This is a genomic window from Neobacillus sp. FW104-15D2, from assembly GCF_058790155.1.
Window position 1 is genome coordinate 58,029 of the sequence record NZ_JBYTCJ010000029.1, and the last position, 14,489, is coordinate 72,517.

Annotated in this window: 13 protein-coding genes; 7 read left to right on the top strand and 6 right to left on the bottom strand. The window is 39.9% G+C overall.

All coding sequences use genetic code 11. The features are described 5' to 3' along the window. Positions 1-157: 157 nt before the first annotated feature. Positions 158-721, top strand: a complete 564-nt coding sequence (locus tag AC3WR0_RS19940; protein WP_492553948.1) for a DUF2777 domain-containing protein — start codon at positions 158-160, stop codon at positions 719-721. Positions 722-765: 44 nt separating this feature from the next. Here AC3WR0_RS19940 and AC3WR0_RS19945 read toward each other — a convergent pair whose 3' ends face one another. The 4 genes from AC3WR0_RS19945 to AC3WR0_RS19960 all read right to left on the bottom strand — a co-directional run bounded on the left by AC3WR0_RS19945 (position 766) and on the right by AC3WR0_RS19960 (position 6,551). Continuing rightward, a complete protein-coding gene (locus AC3WR0_RS19945) occupies positions 766-3,681 on the bottom strand; it encodes a bifunctional diguanylate cyclase/phosphodiesterase (RefSeq protein ID WP_492553949.1) in 2,916 nt (971 codons plus the stop codon). Positions 3,682-3,939: 258 nt separating this feature from the next. Beyond that, the gene (locus AC3WR0_RS19950) at positions 3,940-4,302 is read right to left on the bottom strand and encodes a YisL family protein (RefSeq protein WP_492553950.1); all 363 of its coding nucleotides are present in this window, start codon (positions 4,300-4,302) and stop codon (positions 3,940-3,942) included. A gap of 100 nt (positions 4,303-4,402) precedes the next feature. Then, positions 4,403-5,299, bottom strand: a complete 897-nt coding sequence (locus tag AC3WR0_RS19955) for a fumarylacetoacetate hydrolase family protein (protein WP_492553951.1) — start codon at positions 5,297-5,299, stop codon at positions 4,403-4,405. Positions 5,300-5,426: 127 nt separating this feature from the next. Further along, complete coding sequence (locus AC3WR0_RS19960; protein WP_492553952.1) at positions 5,427-6,551, bottom strand: DUF418 domain-containing protein; 1,125 nt, start codon at positions 6,549-6,551, stop codon at positions 5,427-5,429. Between the two features lie 226 nt (positions 6,552-6,777). On the opposite strand from AC3WR0_RS19960, the gene AC3WR0_RS19965 reads away from it, so the two are divergent. The 6 genes from AC3WR0_RS19965 to AC3WR0_RS19990 are packed head-to-tail and all read left to right on the top strand — an operon-like array spanning position 6,778 to position 8,698. Then, positions 6,778-6,999, top strand: a complete 222-nt coding sequence (locus tag AC3WR0_RS19965) for a spore germination protein (RefSeq protein ID WP_027322724.1) — start codon at positions 6,778-6,780, stop codon at positions 6,997-6,999. A 24-nt stretch (positions 7,000-7,023) separates the two neighbouring features. Beyond that, entirely contained in the window at positions 7,024-7,263 is a 240-nt protein-coding gene (locus AC3WR0_RS19970; protein ID WP_027322723.1) for a spore germination protein GerPB, read from the top strand. A 21-nt stretch (positions 7,264-7,284) separates the two neighbouring features. Further along, positions 7,285-7,890, top strand: a complete 606-nt coding sequence (gene gerPC, locus AC3WR0_RS19975; protein WP_027322722.1) for a spore germination protein GerPC — start codon at positions 7,285-7,287, stop codon at positions 7,888-7,890. Positions 7,891-7,897: 7 nt separating this feature from the next. Then, positions 7,898-8,077, top strand: a complete 180-nt coding sequence (locus tag AC3WR0_RS19980) for a spore gernimation protein GerPD (protein WP_492553953.1) — start codon at positions 7,898-7,900, stop codon at positions 8,075-8,077. A 4-nt stretch (positions 8,078-8,081) separates the two neighbouring features. Continuing rightward, a complete protein-coding gene (locus AC3WR0_RS19985) occupies positions 8,082-8,462 on the top strand; it encodes a spore germination protein GerPE (protein WP_027322720.1) in 381 nt (126 codons plus the stop codon). A 17-nt stretch (positions 8,463-8,479) separates the two neighbouring features. Further along, positions 8,480-8,698, top strand: a complete 219-nt coding sequence (locus tag AC3WR0_RS19990; RefSeq protein WP_027322719.1) for a spore germination protein — start codon at positions 8,480-8,482, stop codon at positions 8,696-8,698. A 310-nt stretch (positions 8,699-9,008) separates the two neighbouring features. Here AC3WR0_RS19990 and addA read toward each other — a convergent pair whose 3' ends face one another. Then, a complete protein-coding gene (addA, locus tag AC3WR0_RS19995) occupies positions 9,009-12,761 on the bottom strand; it encodes a helicase-exonuclease AddAB subunit AddA (RefSeq protein WP_492553954.1) in 3,753 nt (1,250 codons plus the stop codon). Then, positions 12,754-14,489 (bottom strand): PD-(D/E)XK nuclease family protein (locus tag AC3WR0_RS20000; protein ID WP_492553955.1); only part of this gene is annotated, 1,736 nt, incomplete at its 5' end. The genes addA and AC3WR0_RS20000, both read right to left, overlap by 8 nt.

A 14,489-nucleotide genomic window follows, 5' to 3' on the forward strand; every position in this document is an offset into this window, starting at 1 on the left:
ATCGGGCGCCCAAAAATATGATTAAAAGACGTGTTCCTATACTATGCCGGTAGTGAATTCTGGTTAATTGTCCAATATACTTAGCAAAAAAAAGTTATATTTTCATTTAAAGATGTCTACAAAGGTAAGTGTAAGCAACACTCACGGAGGATAAGTGATGAATCGACAGCAGCGAAATAAACTTTTTGAATTCCAATCAAGAGCATACAATGAAGGTACAGTAGAATTAATTAATGACCAATGGATTTTTTTTGACAAAGAAACCGAGGAAGCGGCTCTTCTCGACGAATCCCTTCATCAGGAAATTGAAGTTTTTCGCTATAATCGCTGGAAAAGAGGGATTTTAATAGAGGCGGGAAAAGTCTGCCTTACGGATGAATCCATCATTTTACGCGATCAGGATATGGTTAGGACCAGAAAGCATCTGATTTACTCGCTTGACCGTCTGCTGGAAGAGCTAAATGACGAAGCCTTTATTCAGTTTGTCACCACCCTTAATTCCATGGATTTTTCGATATATGACTGTTTGTATTGTTATAACCATTTATCGTTCCTGGCGGAGGAAGACAGGAAGGCTGGCGTTAATTTCATGGTCTTTGACAACCAGGAACAAATTTGCAATGTACAGCATCACTTCTGTTATTTTGAAAAAGTGAACGACCGCTTTGAATTTACGGTTAATACCGGGAAAAGACTCGTGATCGAAAAATTGATTTCTTAGCAATTTACGTAAAAAAAGGGATTCTGATTTTGTCTGGATCCCATTTACATATGAATTTCTTTAGGTGAAAAATTTTTTTCGAAGTCACTGGCCTTTAGCGGTTTATATAGGTAAAATCCCTGGGCAAAGTGGCAATCTAATTCTTTCAGCAAATCAATTTGTTCCTTAGTTTCTACCCCTTCTGCGACCACTTTAACTGATAGTCCCTGTCCCATTGTAATAATGGCTTTAACAATAGCAATGTCGGAAGTATCCATCATTAGATTATTAATAAAGGAGCGGTCAATTTTAAGTGTATTAATCGGCAGATTTCGTAAATAGCTTAAGGAAGAATAGCCGGTTCCAAAATCATCAATTGATACCTTTACGCCTAAATCCTGGAGGGCCTTCATCGTTAAAATGCTGTAATCAATATTTTGCAGCATCGCACTTTCGGTCAGTTCCAGTGTGAGATACATTGGTTCAAGGCCAGCTTCCTCTAGTGCCAGCTTAACATCCTTTAAAAAACTGTCTTTTTGAAATTGATAGGCCGAAACATTAATGGAAATGCTTAGCTTCTCAAGCCCTAATCCCTGCCACTTTTTATTTTGTACACAAGCCGTCCTTAATACCCAGTTCCCTATTTCATCAATCAATCCCGTTTCTTCCGCAAGAGGGATAAATTCTCCAGGTGAAACGAGCCCCAATTTCGGATGGTTCCAGCGCAGAAGTGCTTCGCTTCCATAAACTTTACCTGATGCCAGATCAATCAGAGGCTGATAGCATAAGTAAAACTCTTCCTTTTGAAGCGCTTTCCTTAAATAACTTTCCAGTTCAAGTCGCTTTAAAGCTTCCTCATTCATCTCTGTGGAAAAGAAAGTAATCCGATTTCCGCCAGATTTTTTAGAGTTATTAACAGCGATATCAGCATTTTTGAGTAATTCCTTTTCTTCAGAGCCGTCTTCGGGAAACAGGCTCGCACCTATACTTGCTGTTACAAAAAATTCTTTTTGGTCAAAGTGAATGGGTTCTGATATACATCTTGTAATCTTTTTAGCGGTATTCATGACTTGATCGCTATTAACATTCTTCGTTAAAATCAGAGTAAACTTGTCCCCGCTAAACCTTCCCAGATAAGCTCCGGCTGGCAATTCCTCCTGCACTCTCTCTGCTAAATCTTTTAAAATCAGATCTCCTGCATAATGGCCAAGACTGTCATTAATAATTTTGAACCTGTCTATATCTATAAACAAAACAGCAAGCTTCCGTTTTTTCTTGCTTGCCCTTTTAATCAATTCCCCGAACTGCTCGGTGATTTTTTGCCTGTTGGGCAATCCAGTCTGAGGATCTACATAGGCAAGCTTTGCAATTTTTTCCTCGCTTTTAACGATGTCAGATATATTCCTTCCAATGCCATAAATTCCGATCGCAGCCCCGTCTATAGTAATTGGGATATTTTTCATTTGAAAAAGCTGAACATCGCCATTTACATCTGCAATCCTCAAATTGTAAAATTGTTCTTTCCCCTGGAGGGCTTTTAAAAAGTGGGCCGTTGCCCTGGCAGCATCTTCTTTATTAATAAACGTCAAAGCAGATTTTCCAACCACATCATTTTCCATATAACCAAACGTCTTTTCAAAAGATCTGTTCACACTGGTAAAATTCCCCTTCAAATCTGTTGAATATACAAAGTCAGCATTATTATCAAATAAAGAACGATAGTATTGGCCGGATAATGACAAATGCTCATTAAGTTTTCGATTATCATTTTCAGCTGCCTGCATTAAATGCGTAAGGGTCATGATTGAATTTAAATGCTGAGGAGGCTGGTATTCAAAGAGACTGTTTTCTTTTTTTGGCAGCTCTGCAGATTCAGTAAGCGCCAGGTATGAAAAGGAGTATCCCGTCAGTTGTGCCGTTTTCTTTTTTTGAGAGCTAATTTCCCCGTAGGAGCAAAATCCGGAAACCGGAGCAATCTGCTGAAGCATTCTCAATTCAGCCTCAACATAGTCATTCATAAAATATTTACGTGCAGCACTATGAAAAACAAATAATGCTTCTATCGGTTTTTTTGATAGGCGCTTCATGTTAGCCAGAGATTCTTCAATAACTAATGCAATGTCAGGGTATGCAATGGTCAGGCGATCACCTGTTAAGAGAGGCCTGTTCATTTCCACTGCTCCGCTATCATATAATTTGGTGATGTACAGTGGGAACTTTTCACTCTTTTTCTCAGAAATAAACGGAAATTCTGCACCCGAACGAGGAAGAGTGCTTACAAAGTCTTCTCCAAGGTAATGCTTTAATATTTGGATTGGCTTCTTGTTTTCAATCGTATATATTACGCGGCCTTCAGCTTTGGTTACAGTCAGCTTTCTTCCGATTTCCCGCCATTTAAAATCTGCTCCCGCTTCTGCTATTAAACAATCACTTTTTAAGGCAATTGCAACAGCCCCCTGCGAAACAGAAGTATCACCATTAAAAACATAAGTTCCTTCCAGGCTTCCATTGTTTCCAGCAATCCCGCCAGTTATCAAAATGTCTGGCTTGGATGAAAAAATTCCATCCAGGAACTGCTGTGTATCTAGGTCCACACTTCCAATCATGATAATCATTGCTTTGGTTTGCGAATCTATTAGCATTTCCGAAAGTTTTTTCCCCATCATAAAGCAATTGGGAAAATCTCTTTGCTCTACAATACAGGAATCAATGGAGGTTTTTTCAAACCCTGTAAAGGAAATAACTATAGACTTTTCCTGAAGGGAGCTGCCATTTATTTCACCAGCTGTCGTACACCCAATAATTGTAGCCTTAGGTACTAAAAGTTTTAGCCGCTGCTGGATTGTTTTTAATTTATCCGGGTCCTGCTCCCCTGAAAAAATTTGAATCAGCACTGCAGGAAACGTATCCAGCTGATTCTGGTGGATAAAGCGCTGAAGCTTCTGATGATTCTCATATGTATAGTTAAGAGTTTTGATCAAAATATCACCATTCACCTTCAAATTACGAAACTATTCTTAATATAAAAATAACATATTTGTTTCAGCAAGGATATGCAAAAAATACAAAAAGCCGCCATTTTTGGCAGCTTTTAGACATTATTTTTAATTTTGGATCTTGCATGTGATTGAAGGTTTTTAATGTTGATCTTATATCTAAATGATTGAGCGGAAAGCGACTGCCTAGAACGAAAATCACCAGGAAGATATGACCACTAAAAAAGTGGCCTCTTGACTTCCTTATGCAAACGGATGGAATCCGAGCGGCAGTTTTAATCCAAGATATATAACGAGCAAAATAGCAATTACAAACTGGATCCAAAGTACGGAAGTCCTGCGGTCTTTGGATGTTCTCATTAGGATGAATTCCATTATCGCAATGATCCATAGACCTACAGCCATTTTGAGTATATAAAGCATGGTAACATGAATATGGTACCTCATTATTAGCTCTATGCCTGTACCAATTATAAGTAAATAGAAAACCCTTAAAATCATTTGAACGATTCTCGAGCCTTTTCGCTTGCCGCTTTTATGAAGCGACAAAGCAACGAAGAATAAAATAATTCCTATAACCCAAGTCGTAATATGGACGTGTGTCATCCACTTTCCTCCTATGCCAATTCTATTTTTGATGTTCCTATCATATCACAGCATATCTCAAAAAACGAAATTTAAGGCGGCTAACGAGCGGCTTTTAGGTTTATTTCGAGATCGTATTTCTTAAAATCCCTAAACCTTCCACAGTAATTTCGATGACATCTCCACCAAAAAGGTATTTTGGCGGTTTAAAGCCTTTTCCTACTCCGGCCGGTGTCCCAGTAGCTATAATATCACCCGGTTCAAGTGTCATTCCCCTGGAAAGGACTGAGATAATTTCTTCAATAGGAAAAATAAAATTATCGGTGCTAGAATCCTGTCTGATCTCTCCATTAACCCGGGTCTGAATTTTAAGGTTTCTAGGATTCTCAAGTTCATTTTTATGTACCAGCCAGGGGCCCATTGGACAGCTTGTATCAAGGCTTTTCCCAATAAAGAATTGCTTATGTCTTTCCTGCAGGTCACGTGCAGTAATATCATTAATAATGGTATAGCCGAAAACATAATCCAATGCATTTTCCCGGCTAATCCCCTGTCCCTCTTTTCCAATGACAACTGCAAGTTCGCCTTCATAATCAAGCTGATTGGTAACTCCGCTGTGATTTTGTATTTCTGTATCTGGTCCAGTAACCGTAGTTGGTGCTTTTGTAAAAACCATAACGTGCTCCGGTATATCCGCGGCACTGCCTAATTCAATTGCATGGTCTGCATAGTTTTTGCCAACACAGAAGATATTCTTTGCTGGCCGAGGAATCGGCGCAAGGAGCTTGACTTTACTTAATGGTATAAAGTGAGAATTCACTTCCTCCCAATCAATGAGGCTATTTACTTTTTCCAAAAAGGAATCTCCCATCTGAATACACTCCAGCAATGTATCAGGGAATATTTTCTCTCCTGATTTGCATTGTTCTGCGGCATTTAAAAGCAAAACATTTTCACCGGTTGAGTCCATAACCCCGACTGCTGTACTTCCCTTCATCTCAGCTGTAACAAATTTCATCCTTTTCCCTCCATTGATTAGTATGTCATTTAAAAGGCAGCACCCCTTTTCAGGGCTGCTGCCTTTTATTTTATCAATTTATGAATGATGTTTAATAATAAATAGTATTACTTTTCGAATATTTATGTTATCGATTTGTTTTGCCTAAGTAGGTAAACCTTCTCCAAATGAATTCCACCGGACCAGCATCAAACTTTTTTAACCAGTATCGGCTGAAAAATAGCTGAAAAAGAAAAATGGCTGCCGCTAGTATAGTCCCTTCCCATAGAGATACTTTACCGTAGAGTCCTAAACCATAGCTGTAAAAGAGGAAAGTTCCTAAAATGGACTGCATTAGATAGTTAGTCAGTGACATACGGCCTGCGTGAGAAAAAATGGAAAATATTTTTTTCGTATTTTTGTTTTTCAGTAACATAAATATAGCAATAGCATAGGAAACAGAAAGAAGCGGTCCTCCAAAAACATCTTGAACAAATAATGCCTCAAAACCCTTCTTCGTGATATACGGAAGGCATTTAAATACAAAGCCCGGGATGAAGAAAGCCCAAAATAACAGATGCCGGGATGTTTTGTTTGGCAGTTTTTTTCCTTTTGCAATGGATGCACCGATCAGGAAAAAAGGAAAAATGGATGTAAAAATTAAAAGTAGAGAAAGTCCGCTGTTGGCAGCCCCCCAATCGTGTAGTCTCTGCCAGAAGATATCTATGAAATTCCCTTTGGAATAGATTCTAATGGACTGGGACGCTGGCCTGGAATCGAAACTTATACCTGAGGTATGTATAAACAGGCCAAAAATAGACAAGAAAGCGTTAGGAATAAGATAAAGGAATACACCTGCTGTAAAAAGGGCCTTTTTTGACAGTGTAAGAACTGAAAGCGAAAGAAAACCGACAATCGAGTAAATTAATAGGATATCTCCATGCCAAATCAGTATCACATGCAGTGTACCCAGCACCATTAGAAAAAGAAGTCTGCGGACAGCAATTCCTGCAAAGCTTTTTCCAAGACCGACCGTTTTTTCCCTCATTGAGGCTAAGCCGTATCCAAATAGGAATGAAAATAAAGGATAAAAGCTTGCCTGAAAAAATATATCGATTACAGCATACTGGAAACCATCGGCCGGCTCGGACCAATATTTATAGGGATCTACATATAAATATGGTGAATGAAAGGAAAGCATATTAACCACAAGTATTCCCAGAAGAGAAAATCCGCGCAAAACATCCAAATAAAGTATCCTTTTTTTTGGCATTAAATGTCCTCCCTTCCTTTATACATTATAGCTTAATTATGATTTACAGCTTAAAAAACCCGAGAAGAAATTCTTAATAACCGGAACATTCAGGCGTCTTATAGGCAATTGAATCACCTTCTAGAAAATATCACATAACATATTTAAGAAAAGGGCATTCGCCTACTTTTTGGAGGAAATTACTGTATTTGGATATTGATTTAAATTTGAAAAAAGGGTGTACTTTATGCCAGCAATTGTGGGAGTTGCACAAGTTATCTCAATCGGAAGCAGCGCCGTATTTAATATTGGGGATGTTTACAAAATTATGCCTCTTTCTAATGCAAAGACTTTCTCGGGTGCTGGGTCGTTTAATACTGGGGATTCCTTAAGGATTAGAAACGAATTGAGTTCAACCAATACCTCGGACCAGGACGGTATGGATGCAGGAATTGTGCTGAACGTATAAGATTAAAAAGCGCAGGTGATACCATTGAATTATTATATTCAACAGTCGATTCATATAAATTTTATTAAAATCGGTGGGATAACGAATTCGAGTGTCTTCCAAATTGGGAGTGCAGGTATCATTAAACCTGCTTCCAACTTATTTAATACAGGCGGCTTCACAGGGCCCGCCCCCCAGCCTGCCAAGCAGCAAGCGATAGGTCAAGGTCAGTTAATGCTGGCTCCATCTGTTCCCTTGCATGCTGGATCACGCGAAAATACGTAATTTGATACGGAGGTGAATGGAATGTATCAGGATTTTTATGAATATATTCGTAAGCTTCACCTCTTTGTTGAATCACAGGAACAGCGTATCCGCCAATTGGAATACAGCTTAAATGAAATGCAGAAGGAAATACAGGAATTAAAGGCAAAACCGCCAATCAGGGTTGATCGGATTGAATATAAATTCGACCAGCTGAAGGTCGAAACATTGGAGGGTACATTAAACATAGGGCTGAATCCCTCCGATATGCAGGGAATTGAAGATTTTGCAGTAGGAAATCAAACCCTATCAACCCCTTTCTCACCAGCAGAGCAAATGAGACAGACAATTGATGTTGAGGATGAAATATTAAACTATGTTGATTCTTATTCTGAAAATATTATTTCTGCCTGCGAAAAGGAATTTTTCAAGACAGTAGATTCTGCCTATTATAGTTTTATTAAGGAGGATATAAAAAAACAGCTCCCAGGCCGTATTGAACATTATTTAAATCAAATCCCGGTGCAAAAACGCCAGCCCGAATATGAGGTAGAAAATAAAGATAAAATTATCCAGCAGCTAAAAATTGACATCGAAAAAGGGATTACCGCCTTCGTCCGCAATCTTCCTGATACAAGAAAGGGATGATTCATAAATGGAATACCATGTTTATAATAGAGAATTGTGTGTAGGAACCATTAAGGTTATCGGGGTTGCAAGCTCCTCCATGATCCTGGTAGGGGATACGGAAACCATCCAATTGTCTTCCACTTTTGATACCCCTGCTGAATCGTTAATCATAGGTCCTTTTGTTCCTATTACTCCTCAGGGATAAAGCAATGCTGAGCCGATTATCTTCCGTCCAGCATCTTCGGGTTAATATTAATTCCTTTTCTTCCGTTATAGAGATTGGGGATTCAACCTTTGTTAATAGTTTTTCCAGAGCTCTTGCCGTTCAAAGGGAGGAAGAATTTTTTTATGGGTCGGAAGGTAACTATAACTATCCTGTGTTTAAAGAACCGATTCGCATTCCCCCATTAATAGAAAATGTAAGGATTAACCGCCAAAATATCAATCCTGTCATCAATGTTTCCTGCATTCGGGTTATCGGTAATGCAGCAGCATCGGTAATTCATATTGGCAGTACGTGCCATATACATCTTGAGTCAAGAATTAAACATATCCGGCAGCTTAGGGAAAGAGAAAACACACAAACTTAAAGAAAAGGGGGATTCTGATGCCTGCTATAATCGGCCCTGTTCAAATCGTTACTGTTAGCGGGGGAGTAGTTCAATTTGGTGATGCCGCTTTTATTTCCCCAAAAAGTACCGGAAAAACTTTTGCCGGTTCAGGTTCGTTAAATACCGGCGCGTTTATTATTGCAAATAACGGCTTAAGCTCAACCGGTGTACTTGATACAAACTTGATTGACCAGCCTATTGCCGGGAATAATTAGAGTACCCGTCGATTGCCGAGCCATTAAGCGAGGATAACGCCGTAGTTGCGCTTATTACACTTAAAACGGCCCTTCCTCGAAAAAACTTTGCTTTTTCTTCGTGCAAGGCAAAGCTGACGAAACTTTCCTTGTCCTGCTCCTTTCGCCTGACTAGGGCATCCCCGGAAAAGCAGATGCTTTTCACTCGAGCGAAGATATAGCTGACGATGCTTTCCATGTCCTGTCCGTCGTGCATTCAGAATTGATAAAATCAATTCTTAATAGCTAAATAAAGCGGAGGCGCCTATAGGGCTCCTCCGCTTTTTGTCTTTTAAATATTCATGATATGTGCACCGTCAAATAGGAATAGATATCTTTCATCCACTTTTCTCTTCCAAATTTGTTCAAGTGCTTTGGTATATAAATCTATTTGCATTTTATAACGGTTTTCAATGAGAGGCCTTGCCTGTTCAAATCCTCCCTTATAGCGCCCATGTATAGTATCAGATTTATAATCCAGGAGTACAAGTCCCTGTTCATCCTCAAAAACACAATCTATAACACCTTGTACAAATATAGACTCATTTTCTTCTTTCCAGTCCATGTAAACTTCTTTGGCAGGCAATGACATGGTAAATGGAATTTCCCGTTTAATATACTTTGCCTTCTGCAGGCGATGGCCAAGCTCAGAATTAAAAAATTGAACGATTAATTCAGGTTCGATTACCTGCAGCTGTTCATCTGTAAGAAGTTCATCCTTCACCATAGAAGAGAGCAGTTCCTGAAGGACGGGAATCGTAACAGGCTTGCTGAAATCCACATGCTGCATGACCATATGGAGTGCCGTCCCTCGCTCTGCCGGAGTAATAGTCTTCTCCTGCATAAACCTCGGTCTATTTAAATGAGTCTTTTTAAACTTCCTCAGTAAATCAGTTCCACTGTTTTCATCTGCAATTTCCCGATGCCGTTTCATCTCTGAAACTGATTGCTTTGAACGATGTGTGGCAGCGTCCTGAAAGCTATACTCCCAGGATAACATCTTAAAAACCTGTTGCCCTTCTGTTGATTCTATCGGTACACCTTTTCCCTGCTCCACCAACTCAAGAAATTTATCCTGTTCCTCTTCTTCCAAATTTTCTTTTGAAACTAACTCTTCAGCATTTAATCTGTTAATTTTCCAAAGAGATGGATGAGCGGAGATTTCCTCAGGAATTAAATTAGTCAATCCATCCCCGCAGTCCTGATGACGGAAGAGTGTTGGTCCTACCCAATCCAGATAACTGCTTGCCCCCGCCCTTTCATAATCCTTTAACAGCCACTCCGGATGAGAGCTCGCAGCCTTCCATTGTTCCAGCTTCTTTTCTATATCCTTTATGGAGGCAATCATATACAGCCTTTCTTTTGCACGAGTCAGAGCCACATAAAGAACACGCATTTCCTCCGCCAGCATTTCCATTCTCTTTTTCCTTTTAAAAGCTATCTGAGGAAGGGATGGATAGGAAATTCGCTTAACAGGATCAACATATTTTGCAGCAAATCCAAACTCTTTATCTATTAAATATGACTTACGAATATCCATTTGATTAAATTGACGGGATAAGCCAGCAATAAAGACAACAGGGAACTCCAGGCCCTTACTGCTGTGAATAGTCATTAGCCGGACAACATCCTCCTGTTCTCCCAATGCCCTTGCCGCACCAAGGTCATCGCCGCGCTCCATCATTCTTTCTATGAATCTTAAAAAGCGGAATAAACCTCTGAAGGATGTTTCTTCATATTGCCGTGCCCGGTCATATAAGGCACGAAGGTTCGCTTGTCGCTGTTTTCCACCTGGCAGCCCACCTGCGAAATCATAAAACTGTGTATCTCTGTACAACTGCCAGATTAACTCGGAGAGTGAGCCTTGTCTTGCCATTGCTCTCCAATTCCCAAGCATTTCGGAAAATAGGGCTAATCTGTCCTGAAGGTCAGAATTTATATCAGGTGAACTGCTTCTCATATAAGTTTCAACAGCTTCCCAATAACTCCCTCTCTTATTGTAAATCCGGAGCTGAGCCAGTTCTTCCTCATTAAGCCCTACAATTGGAGACCTTAAAACAGAGGCAAGAGGAATATCCTGGTACGGGTTATCAATAACTCTTAACAAAGACATCATGATTGCAATTTCAGTCGCTTCAAAGTACCCGGTAGATAAGTTAGCATATATTGGAATACCCTGTTGTTTAAATTCCTCCATGATTTGAGGGGCCCATGTCATGGATCTTAGGAGGATGACAACATCTTTATACATTAAGGGACGGTTTGTTTTTGTTTTTGAATTGAATACAGGCGTTTTATTTTCAATCAGCTCTTTTATTTTTTGAGCCAATGCTTTTGCTTCCAGCTGGGATTGCTCCAGTTCTACTCTGTCAAATTCAGATTCATAGGCAGAGTCCTCCCCCTGTGAAGCCAAGTCTTCTCCCGCATCATTCCGCTCAATCAGCATCAATTCAACAGGAATATTTTCTTCAGGATACGAAGCACCCAGCTTTAATTCTGCTGATCCATCGTATTCTATTTCACCAACATTCACGCCCATTATTTGTTTGAAAATATAGTTTGTTCCATCCAAGACTTCTTTTCTGCTCCGGAAATTTCGGGATAAGTCAATTCTTAATCCGAGCGTATTTCCATCAGAATCAAACTTGTTATATTTTCCAAGAAACAAGTTTGGTTCAGCAAGCCTAAAGCGGTAAATGGACTGTTTTACATCACCAACCATAAACAGGTTGCCTGGTTCATTCTGTCCTTTCGCCACTAGTTTGAGTACTGTTTCCTGCACCATATTCGTATCCTGATATTCATCAACCAAGACTTCTCTAAAATGGTTCCTGTAGAAAATAGCTGCCTCAGAAGGAAGAAAATCTCCGCTTTCAGATACATCTTCGGCTAAAATGGCAAGACAATAGTGTTCCAAATCAGCGAAATCTACCAAGCCTCTTTCCCTTTTTGCTTCACTAAAACGTAAAGCAAAGGACTTTACTAGAGAGACAAGTGTTTCGATCAGAGGGCGCATTTCCGTCATATCGCGAAGGAAGCTTTCTGGCCTGCGGGAAAAAAGTTCATCCTTTAATCCATTTATAATCTTTTTGGCTTTATCCCGAAGTTTTCCTGCCTCTTCAACTAATTCCTTATTAAAATCGTCGCCGCGGCATTGTTTGGCAGTTGAAAAGGAAATCGTCTGCATCGCATTGTAAAGCGTTTGCCAGGAATCTTTTTTAGCTGCAGAAAGAGTATTAATCAGCTGTAAATCATCCATATAATTCACCGCCCGTGGAGCCGGTCCGCCAGGAAGCTTAGACATTTCCAGAGCCTTTTCAATTAACTCGCTGGCATTGAAAAGCTGCAGTTCAATATCATAAAGCAAAGCAGAAACAAAAGGCAGATCGTCTACTCCCTCTTCTGGATCTGTTTCATACATTTCCACGATAGATTGCAAATACTTTTCTGGAAGAGGATTGGACATTGAAAAGTCATATATAAAACGGACAATTTCCATAAGGGAAGCATCACTGCGGTCACTTGTAAAAGCATCTACAAGTCTAAAGAAAGCCTCATTGTCCTTTTTTCCATACTCCTCTTCGAAAAGTTCATCCATAACTTCATCTCTTAAAAGCTGTGCCTCCGTTTCATCAGCTATCCGGAATCCTGGATCTATGTCGATCAAATAATAATATCTGCGGATGACTTCCAGACAAAAAGAATGGAGGGTAGAAATAGACGCTTTATTTAAAAGGCTTAGCTGCTTTCTAAGATGCCTTGACTGAGGATCACTTTGTATTGCTTTTTCCAGTGCCTCTCCAATTCTGTGGCGCATCTCTGCCGCAGAAGCATTTGTAAAGGTTACAACCAGCAGTTCATCTACATTGACCGGGTCATCTGCCGAAAGAACCTTTTGAATGATTCTTTCTACAAGGACAGCGGTTTTTCCAGATCCTGCTGCAGCTGCTACCAGGATATCCCGATTTTTGGCCATTATTGCCTTCCATTGGTCGTCTGTCCATGTTACATTATCTGGTTTTATGGGAATCTGAAGATCAGCCATTAGAATCTGCCTCCTTTCTTATTGACTCAAGCACTTCGTCATTCGACTTTGCAGGCAGAATACGGAAGTGGTTGTCAGAGATTGATTCATCAAATTGGCAAACTGATTTAAAGGAACAAAAACTGCATGGTTTTTTATCCTTCATCTTATACGGCGCAATATCTACTATCCCATCAATAATTTCATTTCCTGTTTTTTTATACACTTCTCTTACATAATGTCTTAAATCATCAAAGTCGTTCCTGCTGGCTACCTTTGAATACTTTTTAAGTGTTCCATCCTTTTTGATTCCTGCAGCAATAATTTGCGAGTCACCGGCATCAATTGTTTTATCCATCAGCCGAAGAACTGTTTGATCTTCAAGCATTAGGCCATTCATTTTAAATCTCTTGAGAATTTCATTTTCAATTTGATCAACAGACAGCACCTTTGCGGAATTGACCATTGGATTATGGACATGGAAATAAAGCACTCCAGCTGGGGTTGCTTCTATGCCAACAAGATCCTTGGAATTAGCTAGTACAATATCCAAGTATGTCAGCATCTGCAAAGCAAGGCCATAATAAACTTCATTTAAGTTCAAGTCTTTTTCACTAGACTTATAATCGACAACACGCAGGAACACACTTCCATCATCTTCTGCTCTATCCACTCGGTCAATCCGCCCAATAAGCTCCATTTTCCGGCCATTACGAAGAGAGAATTGAAGCGGAGGAAGTTTTCCCTGAGGCCCAAAACCAAGTTCCAGACCGATTGGAGAAAACCCGCTTGCTTTTGCATGTTCGCTTAGTACAAAAGAAGCCCTTGTAATGATTTGCTCTAATTTCCTTCTGATATAGTGGTTTCGTTCGGAACTCAACAAGATTTCATTTTGCAGTCTTGGTGCCAGAGATTGGACCGCCTGCTTAGCGAGTTTCTCACATTGTTCCCTTGTCAGGCTGGCCCAAGTGATATTTTGCTCATTCACCATTTCGGAGATTTGTTTTAAAGCGGCATGGAACAATTCACCTATATCAGGAGCTTCAAGCCGATAAACCTGCCTGTCCCTAAGCTTCAAGCCATGCTGTACATAATGGGAAAACGGACAGCTGTTAAACAGTTCCATTCTTGACACACTTGCCTGAATATCTTCTCCGTAAAGCTCTTCTGCAGAATCCTTAGAAAGCTGTACTGTTCTGTTGGTATAAAAAAGACTCGATAAAACTTTTTGTGCCCCTGCCTTCCAAGGACTAGTCATGTAGAAATTGTAAACATCCCACCAAATATCGGAAATAGGATAATTACGTTTTTTCTGCTGAAGCTGAACAGTTAAATAAGAAATAGCTGTACGGGTGCTTGACACAAAGGTCAACTGTTCCTTTTCCGGAAGTTCAGTTGGATCCGGCGCAAAAAAGTGTTCCCCGCAGCCAGGTAATAAGTCTTTCATTCTATTTATATAGGAAGATGGCAAAAGAGCTTTTCCTTCTGAGTTTGCCATTGGGTAAGTAACATAAAGGATATCAGAAGGGGTAACAAATGCTTTATATGCAAGAAAGCTTTCATCCAGAAGCCGTGTACGGCTCCCCGGCCCTATTTTCACACCAGAAAGTTCAAGCTTCTCCCGGTCTTCATCACCAAGAATCCCGCCTTCCTGAATCTTTGCAGGCAGAACTCCTTCATTTGCGCCGATTACAAAAGCAACCTTAATTTCTGAAAGTCTTGATTTTTCCAGATTAGCAATCATGACCT